15 protein-coding genes and 1 riboswitch are annotated in these 16,919 nt (G+C 69.9%); of the genes, 9 read left to right on the top strand and 6 right to left on the bottom strand.

The annotated features are described in order from the left end of the window. Positions 1-34: 34 nt before the first annotated feature. From hpaE to QRO03_RS00655, 4 genes are all read left to right on the top strand, one after another. Entirely contained in the window at positions 35-1,555 is a 1,521-nt protein-coding gene (hpaE, locus tag QRO03_RS00670) for a 5-carboxymethyl-2-hydroxymuconate semialdehyde dehydrogenase (RefSeq protein ID WP_285135600.1), read from the top strand. A 173-nt stretch (positions 1,556-1,728) separates the two neighbouring features. After that, positions 1,729-2,904, top strand: a complete 1,176-nt coding sequence (gene hpaD / locus QRO03_RS00665) for a 3,4-dihydroxyphenylacetate 2,3-dioxygenase (protein ID WP_285135599.1) — start codon at positions 1,729-1,731, stop codon at positions 2,902-2,904. Between the two features lie 224 nt (positions 2,905-3,128). Further along, complete coding sequence (locus QRO03_RS00660) at positions 3,129-3,914, top strand: fumarylacetoacetate hydrolase family protein (protein ID WP_074694057.1); 786 nt, start codon at positions 3,129-3,131, stop codon at positions 3,912-3,914. Continuing rightward, a complete protein-coding gene (locus QRO03_RS00655; RefSeq protein ID WP_285135598.1) occupies positions 3,899-4,699 on the top strand; it encodes an HpcH/HpaI aldolase family protein in 801 nt (266 codons plus the stop codon). Before QRO03_RS00660 ends, QRO03_RS00655 begins: the two co-directional genes overlap by 16 nt. Here the strand turns inward: QRO03_RS00655 and QRO03_RS00650 are convergent. Further along, positions 4,693-5,532 (bottom strand): helix-turn-helix transcriptional regulator, encoded by an 840-nt coding sequence (locus QRO03_RS00650; RefSeq protein WP_285135597.1) that lies wholly within the window; start codon positions 5,530-5,532, stop codon positions 4,693-4,695. The two genes, QRO03_RS00655 and QRO03_RS00650, sit on opposite strands and share 7 nt — an antisense overlap. A gap of 102 nt (positions 5,533-5,634) precedes the next feature. On the opposite strand from QRO03_RS00650, the gene hxlB reads away from it, so the two are divergent. Together hxlB and hxlA are read left to right on the top strand one after the other, a co-directional pair. Then, entirely contained in the window at positions 5,635-6,210 is a 576-nt protein-coding gene (hxlB, locus tag QRO03_RS00645) for a 6-phospho-3-hexuloisomerase (protein ID WP_285135596.1), read from the top strand. Positions 6,211-6,239: 29 nt separating this feature from the next. After that, positions 6,240-6,863, top strand: a complete 624-nt coding sequence (gene hxlA, locus QRO03_RS00640; RefSeq protein WP_285135595.1) for a 3-hexulose-6-phosphate synthase — start codon at positions 6,240-6,242, stop codon at positions 6,861-6,863. A 67-nt stretch (positions 6,864-6,930) separates the two neighbouring features. On the opposite strand, the gene QRO03_RS00635 is transcribed toward hxlA, so the two are convergent. The 3 genes from QRO03_RS00635 to glyA form a co-directional block, all read right to left on the bottom strand. Further along, a complete protein-coding gene (locus tag QRO03_RS00635; protein WP_285135594.1) occupies positions 6,931-7,416 on the bottom strand; it encodes a cytochrome C5 in 486 nt (161 codons plus the stop codon). 126 nt (positions 7,417-7,542) lie between these two features. Further along, positions 7,543-8,424 carry a bifunctional methylenetetrahydrofolate dehydrogenase/methenyltetrahydrofolate cyclohydrolase gene (locus tag QRO03_RS00630; RefSeq protein WP_285135593.1) on the bottom strand — a complete coding sequence of 294 codons (882 nt, stop codon included), beginning with the start codon at positions 8,422-8,424 and terminating at the stop codon, positions 7,543-7,545. A 473-nt stretch (positions 8,425-8,897) separates the two neighbouring features. Then, the gene (glyA, locus tag QRO03_RS00625) at positions 8,898-10,172 is read right to left on the bottom strand and encodes a serine hydroxymethyltransferase (protein WP_285135592.1); all 1,275 of its coding nucleotides are present in this window, start codon (positions 10,170-10,172) and stop codon (positions 8,898-8,900) included. 57 nt (positions 10,173-10,229) lie between these two features. After that, a riboswitch (ZMP/ZTP riboswitch) is annotated at positions 10,230-10,315 on the bottom strand. Between the two features lie 193 nt (positions 10,316-10,508). Between glyA and QRO03_RS00620 the strand changes: the two genes are divergently transcribed. From QRO03_RS00620 to QRO03_RS00610, 3 genes are all read left to right on the top strand, one after another. After that, a complete protein-coding gene (locus tag QRO03_RS00620) occupies positions 10,509-10,895 on the top strand; it encodes a YrdB family protein (protein WP_285135591.1) in 387 nt (128 codons plus the stop codon). Further along, the gene (locus tag QRO03_RS00615; RefSeq protein ID WP_285135590.1) at positions 10,892-12,256 is read left to right on the top strand and encodes an FAD-binding oxidoreductase; all 1,365 of its coding nucleotides are present in this window, start codon (positions 10,892-10,894) and stop codon (positions 12,254-12,256) included. Before QRO03_RS00620 ends, QRO03_RS00615 begins: the two co-directional genes overlap by 4 nt. A gap of 109 nt (positions 12,257-12,365) precedes the next feature. Next, on the top strand, positions 12,366-13,757 hold the full coding sequence (locus QRO03_RS00610; protein ID WP_285135589.1) for a L,D-transpeptidase family protein: 1,392 nt from the start codon (positions 12,366-12,368) through the stop codon (positions 13,755-13,757). A gap of 76 nt (positions 13,758-13,833) precedes the next feature. Here QRO03_RS00610 and QRO03_RS00605 read toward each other — a convergent pair whose 3' ends face one another. Both QRO03_RS00605 and QRO03_RS00600 read right to left on the bottom strand, forming a co-directional pair. After that, the gene (locus QRO03_RS00605) at positions 13,834-14,469 is read right to left on the bottom strand and encodes a GyrI-like domain-containing protein (RefSeq protein WP_285135588.1); all 636 of its coding nucleotides are present in this window, start codon (positions 14,467-14,469) and stop codon (positions 13,834-13,836) included. Positions 14,470-14,543: 74 nt separating this feature from the next. Further along, positions 14,544-16,763 carry an NADP-dependent isocitrate dehydrogenase gene (locus tag QRO03_RS00600; RefSeq protein ID WP_285135587.1) on the bottom strand — a complete coding sequence of 740 codons (2,220 nt, stop codon included), beginning with the start codon at positions 16,761-16,763 and terminating at the stop codon, positions 14,544-14,546. Positions 16,764-16,919 lie beyond the last annotated feature (156 nt).

Below are 16,919 nucleotides of genomic sequence, written 5' to 3'. Positions count from 1 at the left end.
GACCGGCATCCACCCCTCCACCGAAGGAGCTCGCATGACCACCCCGCTCACCACCTCCCGACGCATCCCGGCCGACCTCCCGGAGCGCATCCAGCACTACATCGGCGGCCGTTTCGTCGACTCGGTCGACGGCGGCACGTTCGACGTGCTCGACCCGGTGACCAACCAGACCTACCTGACCGCCGCCGCGGGCAAGAAGGCCGACATCGACCTCGCCGTCGCCGCCGCCCGCACGGCGTTCACCGAGGGTCCCTGGCCGCGGATGCTCCCCCGCGAGCGCTCGCGCGTGCTGCACCGCATCGCCGACATCGTCGAGTCGCGCGACGAGCGCCTCGCCGAGCTGGAGTCGTTCGACTCGGGGCTCCCGATCACGCAGGCCCTCGGTCAGGCCCGCCGCGCCGCCGAGAACTTCCGCTTCTTCGCCGACCTGATCGTCGCCCAGACCGACGACGCGTTCAAGGTGCCCGGCCGTCAGCTCAACTACGTCAACCGCAAGCCGATCGGTGTCGCCGGCCTCATCACGCCGTGGAACACGCCCTTCATGCTCGAGTCGTGGAAGCTGGGACCGGCCCTTGCGACCGGCAACACCGTGGTGCTCAAGCCCGCGGAGTTCACGCCGCTGTCGGCATCGCTGTGGGCCGGGATCTTCGAGGAGGCGGGCCTGCCGGAGGGCGTGTTCAACCTCGTCAACGGCCTCGGCGAAGACGCCGGAGACGCGCTCGTGAAGCACCCCGACGTGCCGCTCATCTCGTTCACCGGCGAAAGCAGCACCGGCAAGCTCATCTTCGGCAACGCGGCACCCTTCCTGAAGGGCCTGTCGATGGAGCTCGGCGGCAAGAGCCCCGCGATCGTGTTTGCGGATGCCGACCTGGATGCCGCGATCGACGCCACCATCTTCGGGGTGTTCTCGCTCAACGGCGAACGCTGCACCGCGGGCAGCCGCATCCTCGTTGAGCGCTCGGTGTACGACGCCTTCGTCGAGCGCTATGCCGCCCAGGCCGACTGCGTGAAGGTCGGCTATCCCGACGACCCCGAGACCGAGGTCGGGGCCCTCGTGCACCCCGAGCATTACGAGAAGGTCATGTCGTACGTCGAACTCGGCAAGACCGAGGGACGCCTCGTCGCCGGCGGCGGCCGCCCCGAGGGGTTCGACGAGGGCAACTTCGTGCGGCCCACGGTGTTCGCCGACGTGGCTCCCAACGCGCGCATCTTCCAGGAGGAGATCTTCGGACCCGTCGTCGCCATCACCCCTTTCGACACCGACGACGAGGCCCTGGCCCTCGCGAACGACACGAAGTACGGTCTCGCCGCCTACGTCTGGACCAATGACCTCAAGCGGGCACATAACTTCGCCCAGAACGTCGAGGCCGGCATGGTCTGGTTGAACTCCAACAACGTCCGGGACCTCCGCACCCCCTTCGGCGGCGTGAAGGCCTCGGGCCTCGGCCATGAGGGCGGCTACCGCTCGATCGACTTCTACACCGACCAGCAGGCCGTGCACATCACGCTCGGCCCCGCTCACAACCCGACGTTCGGCAAGGCGTCGGGGCACTGAGCCCGGGCTCCCGGACCGGCGCGGCGGCCCCATCGCCACGCCGCTGGCCCAGATCACGCGATCTGGGCGAAAACACCGCAACTGGCATGTCGTCTCGTCGAGGTCACGTGATCTCGACGCCACTCTCCACACACCGCCCCGCAGACGCCGATACACACGCAAGGACGCGACCCATGGCAAAGCACACCGAAGAACAGAAGACCTCCTCCGGGTTCTGGGTAACCGAAGAGGCACCGATCCACTCGGACGACCCGATCCCGACGCCGAAGGCCCCGGCGCCCGACATCCTGCGCTGCGCGTACATGGAGCTCGTCGTCACCGACCTCGCGGCATCCCGGGTCTTCTACGTCGACATCCTCGGGCTGCACATCACCGAGGAGGACGACGAGGCGATCTACCTCCGCTCGACCGAGGAGTTCATCCACCACAATCTCGTGCTCCGACAGGGTCCGATCGCCGCCGTCGCGGCGTTCTCGTACCGCGTGCGCTCGGCCGACGACCTCGACAAGGCGGTCGCGTTCTACGAAGAACTCGGCTGCGAGGTGCGCCGCGAGCCGAACGGGTTCACGAAGGGCATCGGCGACTCCGTGCGCGTGGTCGATCCCCTCGGCTTCCCGTACGAGTTCTTCTTCGACACCGAGCATCAGGAGCGCCTGTCGTGGCGCTACGACCTGTACTCCCCCGGCGAGCTCGTGCGCCTCGACCACTTCAACCAGATCACCCCCGACGTGCCCCGCGCGGTGAACTTCATGCAGTCGCTCGGGTTCCGCGTCACCGAGGACATCCAGGACGAAGACGGCGTCGTCTACGCCGCGTGGATGCGCCGCAAGCCCACCGTGCACGACACCGCCATGACCGGCGGCGACGGCCCCCGCATGCACCACGTGTGCTTCGCGACCCACGAGAAGCACAACATCCTCGCCATCTGCGACAAGCTCGGCGCCCTCCGTCGATCGGATGCCATCGAGCGCGGCCCCGGACGCCACGGCGTCTCGAACGCGTTCTACCTGTACCTCCGCGACCCCGACGGCCACCGCGTCGAGGTCTACACGCAGGACTACTACACCGGCGACCCCGACAACCCGGTCGTCACGTGGGACGTGCACGACAACCAGCGCCGGGACTGGTGGGGCAATCCCGTCGTTCCGTCGTGGTACACCGAGGGCTCCCTCGTGCTCGACCTCGACGGCCACCCCCAGCCCGTGCGCGCCCGCACCGACGCGAGCGAGATGGCCGTGACGATCGGCGCCGACGGCTTCAGCTACACGCGCGCTCCCGAAGAGGTCGGCGCCGGGGCCGCGGCATCCGGTGCCCCCTCCGGCGAGTTCAAGCTCGGCAACCAGCTCTGAGCGCGTCCGCTGCCGCTGACCATGTCCCACTTTTGGCTGTCTGAGCACCCCTCAACCAGCCAAAGGTGGGACACGCTCCACCACAACCGGGACACGCCCACTCGTCCCTCCCACCCCCACCCATGTCCCACTCATGGCTGCCTGAGCACCCCTCAACCAGCCAAAGGTGGGACACGCTCCACCACAAGTGGGACGAGGTTCGCCAGACCTACCAAGGAGACCCCATGCTCACCGACGCACAGATCGACGCCATCGCCGCCGAGCTCGCCGAGGCCGACCGCGCGCACGCGGTGATCCCGCGGATCACCGCACGGTATCCGGATGCCGTGGTCGAAGACTCCTACGCCATCCAGGGTCGCTGGCGCGACACGCAGATCGCCGCCGGCCGCACCCTCGTGGGGCGCAAGATCGGGCTGACCTCCAAAGCGATGCAGCAGGCGACGGGCATCACCGAGCCCGACTACGGCGTGATGTTCGACGACACCGTCTATCGCTCGGGGGACGAGATCCCAGTCGCCCTGTTCTCGAACGTGCGCATCGAGGTCGAGCTCGCCTTCGTGCTGAAAACCCCGCTGGAGGGGCCGGACTGCACCCTCGACGACGCCCTCGCCGCGATCGACTACGCCGTGCCCGCACTCGAGGTGCTGAACTCGCACATCGAGCTCGAGGGTCGCACCATCGTCGACACGATCAGCGACAACGCCGCCTACGGGGCGATGGTGCTCGGCGACGTCCGAAAGCGCCCTGACGAGATCGACCTGCGGTGGGTCCCGGGCGTCCTCAGCCGCAACGGCGAGATCGAGGAGACCGGCGTGGCCGCGGGTGTCCTCGGCCACCCCGCGACGGGCGTCGCGTGGCTGGCGAACAAGTTCCACCAGCACGGCGCGCGCCTGGAGGCGGGCGAGATCATCCTGGCAGGATCGTTCACACGCCCGATGTGGGTGTCGCAGGGCGATGACGTGCTGTGCGACTACGGACCGATGGGAACGATCTCGTGCCGCTTCGTCTGAGCCCCACCTTCCGCGCCGCCCTCGCGGCATCCGATCGCCCGCTCGCCGGCATGTGGGTGTGCTCGGGCAGTGCGCTGGTCGCCGAGATCGCCGCGGGGTCGGGTCTGGACTGGCTGCTCGTCGACATGGAGCACTCCGCCACCTCGCTCGACAGTGTGCTCGCACAGCTGCAGGTCGCCGCGGCCTATCCCGTCACCCCCGTCGTGCGCGTCGCGTGGAACGACCCGGTGACCATCAAGCGGGTGCTCGATGTGGGGGCTCAGAACCTCATCGTCCCGATGATCTCCACCGAGGACGAGGCGCGCGCGGCCGTCGCGGCGACGCGCTACCCGCCGCAGGGCATCCGCGGGGTCGGGAGCGCCCTCGCCCGCAGCGCCCGCTGGAACCGCGTCGACGACTACCTCGCCGAGGCGGCCGAGCACGTCTCGCTGACGGTGCAGATCGAGACGACCGCGGGCGTCGCGAACGCCGCCGGGATCGCTGCCGTCGAAGGGGTGGATGCCGTCTTCGTCGGCCCCTCCGACCTCTCGGCATCCATGGGGCTCCTGGGGCAGCAGTCGCACCCCGACGTCGTCGCGGCGGTGCACGCCGTGTTCACCGCATGCCGGGATGCCGGGACCCCCGTCGGCGTGAACGCGTTCGATCCCGCGGTGGCCGATGCCTATCTCGACGCGGGCGCCGACTTCGTCGCGGTCGGCGCCGACGTCGCCCTGCTCGCCCGCGCCTCGGAGGCGCTGACGGCGCGGTTCGTCACCGGGCGCGCAGCGCAGCGCGACAGCTACTGAGCGCGCGCCGTTCCGAGGGCCGCAAGCTCGGCCCGCGTGGAGACACCGGCTTTTCGCAGCAGGTTCGACACGTGGAACTTCGCGGTGTTCTCGCTGATGCCGAGGTGTTGGGCGATCGCGCGGTTGCGTGAGCCCGCCACGATCAGGCTGAGCACCTCGCTCTCGCGGGGGCTGAGATCGACCGCCTCGTCGAGGAAGTCGGGTCGCGGGGGCGGATCGAGCGGCAGCACGACCGACAGTTCCGACCCCCACCCCGGTGTCGAGGCGACGTCGAAAGCGCCGTTGAGCGCGCTGACCCGCTCGACGATGGGCCCGAGAGAGTCGTCGTGAGCGGTGAGGGTGCCCGCTCCGTCGTCGCGGATGCCGATGAGCAGGTTCAGCCCGTCGCAGTCCCACTGGATGCGTACGCGGTGGGGAGTGCCCCGGTCGAGCAGGGCGAGCACGGCGCTTCGGACGATCGCCCGGGCCTCGTGCGCGACTTCGCCCGGCAGGGCGCGCCCGGTCGCCGGCGGCTCGACGAACTGCACGTCGAGGTCGCCGTGTCGAACGAGCGGACGAAGGTCGCTGCGCAGCCGGGCGAAGGCCCCCGTGACGGGTTCGAGCAGGGCGCTGCGCTGTTGATCGGTGGACGTCCGCAGCACGACGAGAGCGGCGGCCGCGGTCTCCACGGCGAGGGCGCGCGCGGCCCGGTCGTCCAGGCGCGTGGACCGCAGGATCGCCAGCACCGATTCGAGCGTCACCGCGTGGCGGTCGGCCTGCTCAGCGACGATCCGTTCGTGCTCGATGACGAGGGCACGGGACGCGGGTGACGACAGTTCGGTGGACGGCTTCACCCGCCCAAACCTAGCCGATGGATAGGCACCTACCCGATCGGGTAGGTCTACCTGTGCCGTCGACCGGCCACGCACCCTGCTCCCCCGGCGAAGCATGGAGCCATGACCTCCCCCGACGCCAGCATCGCGGCATCCCTCACCCGCATCTCGGGCGAGCTGACCTCGGTCGTGGACCGCCTCACCAGCGAGACCCCGGGCACCGACACGGTCCTCGAGGTTCTCGGCGGCGCCGACCGCGTGTTCGTCCTCGGCGCCGGCCGTTCGGGCCTCGCCCTGCAGATGACGGCGATGCGCCTCATGCACCTCGGCCTCGCCGTGCACGTCGTCGGCGAGAGCACCGCCCCCGCGATCCGCGCCGGCGACGTGCTCCTCACCGCCAGCGGCTCGGGGACGACGACCGGCATCGTCCGCGCCGTCGAGACGGCCGCCGAGGTCGGCGCGCGCATCGTGGCGATCACCACCGCTCCCGACTCGCCCCTCGGGCGGACGGCGGACGCCCTCGTCGTGGTGCCCGCCGCGACGAAGCTCGATCGCTCGGGCACGGCTTCCACCCAATACGCCGGCGGTCTGTTCGAGCAGGCCGTTGTTCTCGTCGGCGACGCGATCTTCGACGCGCTTTGGCAGCGCTCGGGTATCTCGGCCGACGAGCTGTGGCCCCGCCACGCGAATCTCGAATGAACCTCCACCCCGACAGTCAGGACCCTCGAATGAAGCTGCAGTTCGCCATGGACACCCTCACCACCGAGGCCGCCCTCGCCCTCGCCGCCGCCGCGGCACCGCACGTCGACATCCTCGAGCTCGGCACCCCTCTCATCAAGAGCGAGGGTCTCTCGGCCATCACCGCGATCAAGACGGCGCACCCCGACAAGATCGTCTTCGCCGATCTGAAGACGATGGATGCCGGCGAGCTCGAGGCCGACATCGCCTTCGGCGCCGGAGCCGACCTCGTGACGGTGCTCGGCAGCGCCGGAGACAGCACGATCGTCGGTGCCGTCACCGCCGCCAAGAAGCACGGTAAGGGCGTCGTCGTCGACCTCATCGGGGTCGCCGACAAGCCGGCCCGCGCGAAGGAGGTCATCGCCCTCGGCGCCGAGTTCGTCGAGATGCACGCCGGCCTCGACGAGCAGGCCGAGGAGGGCTTCACCTTCGCGACTCTGCTGCGCGACGGAGAAGCCTCGGGCGTGCCGTTCTCGGTCGCCGGTGGCGTCAACGCCTCGAGCATCGCCGACGTGCAGAAGTCGGGCGCCCAGGTCGCCGTCGCCGGCAGCGCCATCTACAGCGCTCCCGATGTGGGCGCCGCCGCCGCCGAGCTCCGCGCCGCGATCGTCTGAGCGCCGACCGCATCCCGACGACGAAGGGCCGGACGATCACTCGTCCGGCCCTTCGTGGTTTCGAGGGTCAGTCCTCGTCTTCGTCGTCGTCCTCATCGTCGTCGCCGATGATCTCGATGTCTTCGACCTCGAGGTCGGGCGTCAGCTGCACGTGCACGAGCGCGTCGGGGAACGACGTCTCGCCGGCGAAGACCACAATGATCGCGTCGGCGAACACGCCCACGCCGATCGCCTCGAGGTCGGTGCGCAGGTCGACGTCGGCGTCGAGTTCGCCGTCGTCGAGCGCATCTTCGATGTCGCTCGCGACCTCTTCGACGATCGCGCGCCAGCGGTCCTCGCTCACCGTGAGGATGTCTTTCAGGCCCGCCATGATGGCGTCGAGATCGGGGGTGTCCTCGTCGTCGAGCTCGGGGTCGAGGTCGACCTCGACCTCGACACCCGCAGCCTCCAGGTGCGCCGCACCGATGACGCTGTCTTCGTCGATCTGGGCGTCGTCGAGAAGACCGCTCTCGGTGACGCGGCGGAGGAGGTCGTTCAGCACAGACTCAGTCATGAGAAAACCTTGCCATGTCGGAGGGGTGTGCGCCTCCCCCATTGCGCGCCGGAATCCGTCTGTTCAGTCGGCGGCACGGCGCGGTTCACCCGGGGGCGACGACGAGGGTGTCGCGCACTCCCGACGTCAGGCGGACGCGCGCTCGGCGGCCTCGACGACGTTCGTCATGAGCAGTGCCACCGTCATGGGTCCCACGCCCCCGGGGTTGGGCGAGACGAAGCCCGCCACCTCGGCGACGTCGGGGTGCACGTCGCCGTGGATGCGCGACTTCCCGGTCTCGGGGTCGGTCTCGCGCGTGACGCCGACGTCGAGCACGGCGGCCCCGGGCTTGACGTCTTCGGCGCGCACGATGTGCTTCACACCCGCGGCGGCCACGATCACGTCGGCCTCTCGCAGGTGCTTCGACAGGTCGGCGGTGCCGGTGTGCGTCAGTGTCACGGTGGCGTTGATCTCGCGGCGAGTCAGCAGCAGGCCGATCGAGCGGCCGATGGTCACGCCGCGCCCGACGACCACAACCTCCTTGCCCTTCAGGTTGTAGTCGTTGCGCAGCAGCAGCTCGATCACCCCCCGCGGCGTGCAGGGCAGCGGAGTGAGGATGGGCGCATTGACGTTCAACACCAGGCGGCCGAGGTTGGTGGGGTGCAGGCCGTCGGCATCCTTCGCCGGATCGATGCGCTCGAGCACCCGATCCGTGTCGATGTGCTTCGGCAGCGGCAGCTGCACGATGTAGCCGTGGCACGCGGGGTCGGCGTTGAGCCGGTCGATGACGGCTTCTACCTCTTCCTGCGTGGCTTCCGCGGGCAGCTCGACCTGGATCGAGTTCATGCCGATCGCCTCGGACTGCTTGTGCTTCATCCCGACGTACAGCTGCGACGCGGGGTCGGCGCCCACGAGCACGGTGGCAATGCCGGGCACGATGCCGCGCTCGCGCAGAGCGGCGACCCGCTCCGCCAGCTCGGCCTTGATCGCCGCAGACGCGGCCTTACCGTCGAGAATCGTCGCCGTCATGGCATCCCTCTTCCTGAGTGTCGATCGGGGTCGTGCGGGGTGCCCCCCTGCATAAACGCTTTCCATGCGCATAAACAGGCCGTCGCCGTGTTTCTGCGCACGGATCGCGTTTATGCGCGTGTGCCGCCGCCGCGGACGGTGATCGCATCCCTGTGCGGGGGCGAGGCGGGTGTGAAGCGGTGAGGGCTCCGGCGGTGAGCCCGGCCCCTCCATAAACGCTATTTCTGCGCATAAACAGGCCGTCGCCGTGTTTCTGCGCACGGATCGCGTTTATGCGGGGGGCGGAGCGTCACTCGGCGGAGGCGGATGCCGGGTGCGCCGCCCCCACGCGGAGGGAGCTGGATGCCGCGCCGGGTCCGCCGCCCCCCACGCGGAGGGAACCGGATGCCGCGCCGAATTCGCCGCCCTCACGCGGAGGGCCCGGATGCCGGGACGAGGCCGCGGGAGAACCGCGCCCCCGCCCCGGCCGGGGCTCACTGCTGCAGGTCGGGGTACAGCGGGAAGGCGTCGGCGAGCTTCGCGACACGCCCCCGCAGGGCCTCGACGTCGGCGCCGGGGATCAGCGCGAGCGCGATGATGTCGGCCACCTCGGTGAACTCCACGTCTCCGAAGCCGCGGGTCGCCAGCGCCGGGGTGCCGATGCGCAGACCCGAGGTCACCATCGGCGGGCGCGGGTCGTTGGGCACGGCGTTGCGGTTGACCGTGATGCGGATGTCGTGCAGCAGGTCTTCGGCCTGCTTGCCGTCGATCTCGGCCTCGCGCAGGTCGACGAGCACGAGGTGCACGTCGGTGCCACCCGAGCGCACGGCGATGCCGGCGTTCTTGACGTCGTCCTGGGTGAGGCGGTCGGCGAGGATCGAGGCTCCGCGCAGAGTCCGCTCCTGGCGTTCCTTGAACTCGGGCGTCATCGCGAGCTTGAACGCCGTCGCCTTCGCGGCGATGACGTGCATGAGCGGGCCGCCCTGCTGACCGGGGAAGACCGCCGTGTTGATCTTCTTGGCGAGGGCCTCGTCGTTGGTGAGGATGAGACCCGAGCGGGGGCCGCCGATGGTCTTGTGCACGGTGGTCGACACGACGTGCGCGTGCGGGATCGGCGAGGGGTGCACGCCCGCGGCGACGAGGCCGGCGAAGTGCGCCATGTCGACCCACAGTAGAGCGCCCACCTCGTCGGCGATCGCGCGGAAGGCCTCGAAGTCGAGCTGGCGGGGGTAGGCCGACCAGCCGGCGATGATGACCTTCGGCTTGTGCTCGAGGGCGAGGCGACGCACCTCGTCCATGTCGATGATGCTGGTCTCGGGGTCGACGCCGTAGGCCACGATGTCGTACAGGCGTCCCGAGAAGTTGATCTTCATGCCGTGAGTCAGGTGACCGCCCTGGTCGAGGGCGAGGCCGAGCAGCGTGTCGCCGGGGCGGGCGATGGCGTGCAGCACCGCCGCGTTCGCCGACGCGCCCGAGTGCGGCTGGACGTTGGCGTACCCGGCGCCGAACAGCGTCTTGGCCCGTTCGATCGCGAGCGACTCGGCCACGTCGACCTCTTCGCAGCCGCCGTAGTAGCGACGACCCGGGTAGCCCTCGGCGTACTTGTTGGTCAGCACCGAGCCCTGCGACTGCAGCACCGAGACGGGCACGAAGTTCTCGGACGCGATCATCTCGAGGAAGCCGCGCTGGCGGTCGAGTTCGCGCTGCAGAACCTCGGCGATCTCGGGGTCGACCTCGGAGAGGGGGGCGTTGAAGTACGGATCGGTCATGCGATCTCCTTGACGATGGTTCGGGATGCCACGGACTCGGCGAATCCGCGGAGATACCGCATCGACCCAGGCGTACGGTCGAATACCGTCAAGCGGTCGCTCCCCGGTGGTGTCCCACCTCAACGCCAGTCGCGACGCTGCCACTTTAGCGCGTATACGCGCGCGTCCCCGCGTGTCGTGGCATCCACCGCTCCTGCACAGGGTCGGCCCGAAGCGGAGGTGGCTGAGCGTGTCGAAGGTCCGTTCGGCGGGCAAGGGGACCTCGGTTGCGTCATGATCGGCTCGACGGTGAGCGATCCCGGATACCGCGCCCCGCCGCCCGCGTAAAATGGCGGCGTGACCGACTCCCGCAACGTCCGCGCGCAGGCGCCTCTCGCCCCCGGCATGCGCTCGCGGCCGACCGCGATCGAGATCGTCAGCGTCGCCTGCGGTCTCGTCGCCTTCGTCACCCTGGCCATCTGGGGCTTCACGGCGTGGCCGCTGCCCTGGAACATCGTCGCGGGCCTCGGCGCCCCCGCCCTGGCCATCGTGGTGTGGGCGCTGTTCGTCTCCCCCCGCGCGGTGCTCGCCGTGCACCCCTTCATCCGCGCCATCGTCGAGCTCTTCGTCTACGCCGCCGCCACGATCGCCTGGTGGAGCATGGGCCAGGCGTGGATCGGACTCGGCTTCGCCATCGTCGCGGTGACTGTGGGCGCGGTGAACGGCCGCCGGCGCTTGGCGTGAGCACCGACGTCGTCGCCCTGCTGCGCGCGGAACTGGGCGACCGGGTCGACGTCCGTCCCGCGGCGCTCGACGCCGCTCGCGCCGACAAGTCGGGTCACGCGGCCCCGGGCCTCCCCCTCGCCGTCGTGCATGCGGCGTCCGTCGCCGACGTGCAGGCGACGCTGCGCATCGCCTCGGCCACCCGCACCCCCGTCGTCCCGCGCGGCGCAGGTACCGGACTCGCGGGCGGCGCCAACACCGGCGGCGGCGAGATCAGCCTCTCGGTGCGCGGCATGGACCGCGTGCTCGAGGTGCGACCCGACGACCTCCTCGCCGTGGTCGAACCCGGCATCCTCAACGCGGATCTGAACGCTCAGCTCGAACCGCACGGTGTCTGGTGGGCGCCGGATCCGGCCAGCCGCGCGATCTCGACGGTCGGCGGCAACATCGCCACCGGTGCCGGGGGGTTGCTCTGCGCGAAGTACGGCGTGGTGCGCGACGCGGTGCTCGGCGTCGACCTCGTGCTCGCCGACGGCCGTCTGCTGCACCTCGGCCATCGCAGCGTAAAAGGCGTCACCGGCCTCGACCTCACCTCGCTCGTCATCGGGTCCGAGGGCACGCTCGGCGTCGTGGTGGGCGCCACCCTGAAGCTCCGCCGCCTCGTCGAGGGCGAGCGCGTCACGCTCACCGCGCTCTTCGACGACGTCCGGACCGCCGCCGTCGCCTCGGCCGAGGTCACGGCATCCGGTGCGCAGCCCGCGATCATGGAGCTGATGGATGCCACGAGCCTCGCGGCCGTGCACCGGTTGCTGTCGCTGCCGGCTCCTCCCCCGGGCGCGGCGCAGCTGACGGTGCAGACGGACGGACCCGTCGCCGCCGCCGAGGCCCGCGCGATCGCCGACGTGCTTCGTGCGGTCGGCGGCATCGTGACCGTCGCCGCCGACGCCGCCGAGGGCGAGGCGCTGCTGGCGGTCCGGCGGGCCATGCATCCGGCGATGGAGACGCTCGGCACCACGCTCATCGAAGACGTCTCGGTCCCCCGGAGCGCGCTGCCCGACATGTTCGACGCGATCGCGCGCATCGAGCGGCGGTTCGGACTCGTGATCCCGGCCGTCGCGCACGCGGGCGACGGCAACCTGCACCCGAACTTCGTCTTCGACGGCCCCAAGATCCCGCCCGTGGTGTGGGAGGCCGCCGAAGAACTCTTCCGCGCGGCGCTCACGCTCGGCGGCACGCTCACCGGCGAGCACGGGATCGGGGTGCTCAAACGTCGTTGGCTGGCCGACGAGCTGGGTGACGACCAGTGGCGGCTCCAACGCGACATCGCGCGGGTGTTCGACCCGCTCGGCATCCTGAACCCCGGCAAGGTCTTCGCACCCTGAGGACCGGGGCGGCGCCGACACCGGCGTGATGAGAACGTGACGTGGCTCCCGGCCAATGCGCAGCGCTACCCCATAGCATGGGAAGACTGACTTGTGGGGGGTTTGACCAATGACCGACGGTACCGACGGCGCCACGTACGCCTGGGCTCCCGCCGAGCCGAAGGCGCGCAAGAACCGCTCCGGCCTGTGGATCGGCATCCCCGCCGGCGCCACGGCCGTGGCCCTCATCGCCGCCTCTCTGGTGCTGATCGCCCCTGGCGCGTCCGTCGCCGGTGTGCAGATCGGCGGACTGACGGCGGGGGCCGCGGCCCAGGCCATCGAGACCCGCCTGGCCGAGACGACGATCACCGTCGAGAGCCCCGCCGGCGAGGTGACCGTCACCGGAGCCGATCTCGGCGCGACGGTCGACGCCGCCGCCCTCGCCGACAAGGCGTTCTCCGACAACCCGATGTGGAAGCCCGCATCCTGGTTCCCGCAGGGCACCGGCGTCACGGTCTCCGTCGACGCCGCCGACGCGGCCGCCGCGCTGCGTGATCGCGCCCCCGGCGCGTTCCGCGCGCCGGTCGACGCCTCACTCGCGTACGACGCCGGTTCCGAGACCTACGTGACCACCCCCGCCGAGGCCGGCGAGGGGATCGACGTCACCGCCGTCGCCTCTGCGCTCCAGTCCGCGTTCGACGCCGGCACCCCCTCGACCACGGTCGAGGCCGGCGTGGTAGCCGTCGAGGCACCCGTCTCCACCGAAGAGGCAGACGCCGCCGTGGCGAAGCTGAACGGCATCCTCGACTCGGCGGGCTTCTACATCGGCGACGAGCGCACGGTGCCCGTCGACCGTGCCACCGCGGCATCCTGGATCACCGTCACCCCCGACGGCAAGGGCGAGTTCGCCATCTCGGCCGATGAAGCCGCCATCCAGAACGCCGTCGCGGGTCTCGCCGGCAGCGTCGACCGCGCCGCCGTCAACGCCGACGTCATCGTCGACAGCGGCGGAGAGGTCATCAAGGCCCTCACCGAGGGCCAGACCGGTCGGTCGCTCGGTGACACGAACGGCATCGCCGCGGCGTTCGCGTCGCAGCTCGCCGAGGGCAACGCGCGCTTCGGCCTCACCGTCGCCGAGACGCCCTTCGACACCAAGAAGACCGAGCGTCGCATCGAGGTCAACCTCAGCGCGCAGTCGGTCACCCTGTACGAGAACGGGCAGGTCTACCGCAACTGGTCGATGTCGTCGGGCAAGAGCGGCTGGGAGACCCACACGGGTGACTACCGCATCGGCTGGAAGACGTCGATGCAGGACATGGGTTGCGTCCCGGGCTACGACTGGTGCACCAAAGATGTCCCGTGGGTCGCGTACTTCAACGGCGACGAGGCGTTCCACGGCACGTACTGGCACAACAACTTCGGCACTCCGATGAGCCACGGCTGCGTCAACCTCACGGTGAGCAACGCCAAAGAACTGTACGACTGGGCCTACCAGGGCACCGAGGTCTCGGTCCACTACTGAGCGCCGGTCTTGGAGGGGGTGGATGCCATGGCATCCACCCCCTCTTCCGTTCCCGCGGGACGCTGCGCCGGTGACCTCAGCGGGCCTCCGCCGCCGCGACCGGTTGACGAAGGACGGTGCGAAGGCGCTCCGGGGCGACCTTGCGGAAGTCGCTGAGGTAGATCTCGTGGTGCATGCCGACCGCCCGCAACCCGTTCTGTGGGAGGAACTCGTCGTGCAGGCGCTCCAGCACGGTGCCCTCGTCATCGAAGGGGCCGTGGTGAAGGGTCTGGACGCACCGCCCCTCCGAGAGCGTCTGGAAGCGGACGTCAGCCAGGCGAGCCGGGGCATTCTTCGCCCCCGCCTGGGCGACGGCGCTCCGGACGGCCTCGTCGTCGAGCCAGTCGGGGACGAGGAGCATCATCGTCCACTTCCAGCGGGACTTGTCGCGTGAGCGGGTGAAGCTGTCCAGGTCGTCGGCCCACCACAGCCCCTCGAGCGGAGGGACGACGTAGTCCCGTTCGCGTTCGCGCTTGCTGAGGAACTTGAGCGTGTAGGCGACCGGATACAGCGCCGCCAGGGCCTCCGGATACGCGGGGGCGGTGTTCGGATCGCCGTATCCGTCGATCATCAGGTACTGCAGGTCGGGAACGTCCACGAGGCGGAACGCGCCGCGCGGGGCTCGATAGCTGTCGAGGGACCTCTTCAGGTCCACCTTGTCGGGCCTCCGCATCCCTCCCGCCTCTCGAGTCTTCGGACGAGAAAGGGGCGGATGCCAGTTGGCATCCGCCCCTCTCTGGTTCATCCTCAGCGCAAGCCGTCGACCACGGCGTTCAGCGTGGCCGAGGGGCGCATGACCTTCTCCACGAGTGCGGTGTCGGGGCGGTAGTAGCCGCCGATCTCGGCGGCGTGGCCCTGGACCGCGTTGAGCTCGGAGACGATCGTCTGCTCCTCCGCTGCGAGCTTCTCGGCCACGGGGGCGAAGACGGCGGCCAGGTCGGCATCCGTCGTCTGCTGCGCCAGCTCCTGAGCCCAGTACAAGGCCAGGTAGAGGTGGCTTCCGCGGTTGTCGATCGTGCCGAGGGCGCGGCCGGGCGACTTGTCGTTCTCGAGGAACGTGCCGGTCGCGGCATCCAGCGTCTGCGCGAGCACGCGAGCCCGCTCGTTGCCGGTGGTGTCGGCGAGGTGCTCGAGCGAGGCGGCGAGGGCGAAGAACTCACCCAGCGAATCCCAGCGCAGGTAATCCTCTTCGACGAGCTGCTGCACGTGCTTCGGGGCGGAGCCGCCGGCGCCGGTCTCGAACAGGCCGCCACCCGCGAGGAGCGGGACGATGGAGAGCATCTTGGCGCTCGTGCCCACCTCGAGGATCGGGAACAGGTCGGTGAGGTAGTCGCGCAGCACGTTGCCGGTGACCGAGATGGTGTCTTCGCCGCGACGGATGCGCTCCAGCGAGTACTTGGTCGCGTCCGCCGGGGCGAGGATCTCGATCGTCAGGCCCTCGGTGTCGTGGTCGGCGAGGTACTCGGTGACCTTGGCGATGAGGTTGCGGTCGTGCGCACGGCTCTCGTCGAGCCAGAACACCGCGGGCACGCCGGCCGCGCGGGCGCGCGTGACGGCGAGCTTCACCCAGTCGCGCACGGCGACGTCCTTCGTCTGGGTGGCGCGCCAGATGTCGCCGACATTCACCTCGTGCTCGAGCAGCACGTCGCCGTTCGAGGCGACGACCTGCACGCGGCCGGCGGCGGGGATCTCGAAGGTCTTGTCGTGGCTGCCGTACTCCTCGGCGGCCTGGGCCATCAGACCGACGTTCGGCACCGAGCCGATGGTGGCGGGATCCAGCGGACCGTTCGCGATCACGTCGTCGATGGTCGCCTGGTACACACCGGCGTAGGACGAGTCGGGGATGACGGCGAGGGTGTCGTCTTCTCCCCCGTCGACGCCCCACAGCTTGCCGCCGTTGCGGATGAGCGCGGGCATGGAGGCATCCACGATCACGTCGGAGGGGACGTGCAGGTTGGTGGTGCCCTTGTCGCTGTTGACGTACGACAGGCGGGGACCGGATGCCAGGGCGTCGCGGATCTCGGACGCGATGGCGTCGCCCCCCTCGACGTTCGACAGACCCGCCAGGATCGAGCCGAGGCCGTCGTTGGGCGTGAGGCCGGCGGCGGCGAGGGCGTCGCCGTGGCGGTCGAACACGTCGGCGAAGAACGCCTTGACGACGTGGCCGAAGATGATCGGGTCGCTGACCTTCATCATCGTCGCCTTGAGGTGCACCGAATACAGCACGTCGTCGGCCTTCGCCTCGGCCAACGTGTCGGCGAGGAACGCGTCGAGGGCCGCAGCCGAGAGGAACGTGGCATCCACGATCTCGTCCTGGAGCACCTTCAGGCCCTGCTTCAGCGGGGTGACGGTGCCGTCGGCGGCGACGTGCTGGATCGAAAGCACGTCGTCGGCGGCGATCACGACCGACTTCTCGTTGGAGCGGAAGTCGTCGTGGCCGAGCGTGGCCACCCGCGTCTTCGAGCCCTCGCCGAATGCCTTGTTGCGGTGCGGGTGCTTCTTGGCGTAGTTCTTCACCGCGAGGGGCGCGCGGCGGTCGCTGTTGCCCTCGCGCAGCACCGGGTTGACGGCCGAACCCTTGATGCGGTCGTAGCGAGCGCGTGCGTCTTTGTCGTCGTCGCTCGACGCCTCGTCGGGGTAGTCGGGGATGTCGTAGCCCTGCGACTGCAGTTCCGCGATCGCGGCCTTCAGCTGCGGGATGGATGCCGAGATGTTCGGCAGCTTGATGATGTTCGCCTCGGGGAGCGTCGCGAGGCCCCCGAGCTCCGCGAGCGCGTCGCCGACCTGCTGGTCGGCGCTGAGGCGCTCGGGGAAGGCCGCCAGGATGCGACCGGCGAGCGAGATGTCGCGGGTTTCGACGTCGACTCCCGCCTGCTTCGTGACGGCCTGCACGATCGGCAGGAACGACGCGGTGGCAAGAGCCGGCGCCTCGTCGGTGTACGTGTAGATGATGGTGGAATCGGGCACGTCAGATCTCTCCGTAGAGGCGGCCAGGGTTGCGTTTCAGCCTATCGCACGTCGGCAAAGTCTCTTGATGTCGAGATAGTTTTCGCGCCGGATCGATTCCCGCTCCGCGTCCCGAGCCGGGGGTGCGCCACCGTCTCGGGTGAACGGGGGAAGGCG

Origin of the sequence: Microbacterium sp. lyk4-40-TSB-66 (genome assembly GCF_030209475.1) — a bacterium.
GTDB lineage: Bacteria > Actinomycetota > Actinomycetes > Actinomycetales > Microbacteriaceae > Microbacterium.
This window is presented reverse-complemented; position numbering and strand designations above follow the sequence as displayed.

Coding starts and splice junctions, on each gene's coding strand:
- hpaE (WP_285135600.1), top strand. CDS start 35: ATGACCACCCCGCTCACCACCTCCCGACGCATCCCGGCCGACCTCCCG.
- hpaD (WP_285135599.1), top strand. CDS start 1,729: ATGGCAAAGCACACCGAAGAACAGAAGACCTCCTCCGGGTTCTGGGTA.
- QRO03_RS00660 (WP_074694057.1), top strand. CDS start 3,129: ATGCTCACCGACGCACAGATCGACGCCATCGCCGCCGAGCTCGCCGAG.
- hxlB (WP_285135596.1), top strand. CDS start 5,635: ATGACCTCCCCCGACGCCAGCATCGCGGCATCCCTCACCCGCATCTCG.
- hxlA (WP_285135595.1), top strand. CDS start 6,240: ATGAAGCTGCAGTTCGCCATGGACACCCTCACCACCGAGGCCGCCCTC.
- QRO03_RS00635 (WP_285135594.1), bottom strand. CDS start 7,416: ATGACTGAGTCTGTGCTGAACGACCTCCTCCGCCGCGTCACCGAGAGC.
- QRO03_RS00630 (WP_285135593.1), bottom strand. CDS start 8,424: ATGACGGCGACGATTCTCGACGGTAAGGCCGCGTCTGCGGCGATCAAG.
- glyA (WP_285135592.1), bottom strand. CDS start 10,172: ATGACCGATCCGTACTTCAACGCCCCCCTCTCCGAGGTCGACCCCGAG.
- QRO03_RS00610 (WP_285135589.1), top strand. CDS start 12,366: ATGACCGACGGTACCGACGGCGCCACGTACGCCTGGGCTCCCGCCGAG.
- QRO03_RS00605 (WP_285135588.1), bottom strand. CDS start 14,469: ATGCGGAGGCCCGACAAGGTGGACCTGAAGAGGTCCCTCGACAGCTAT.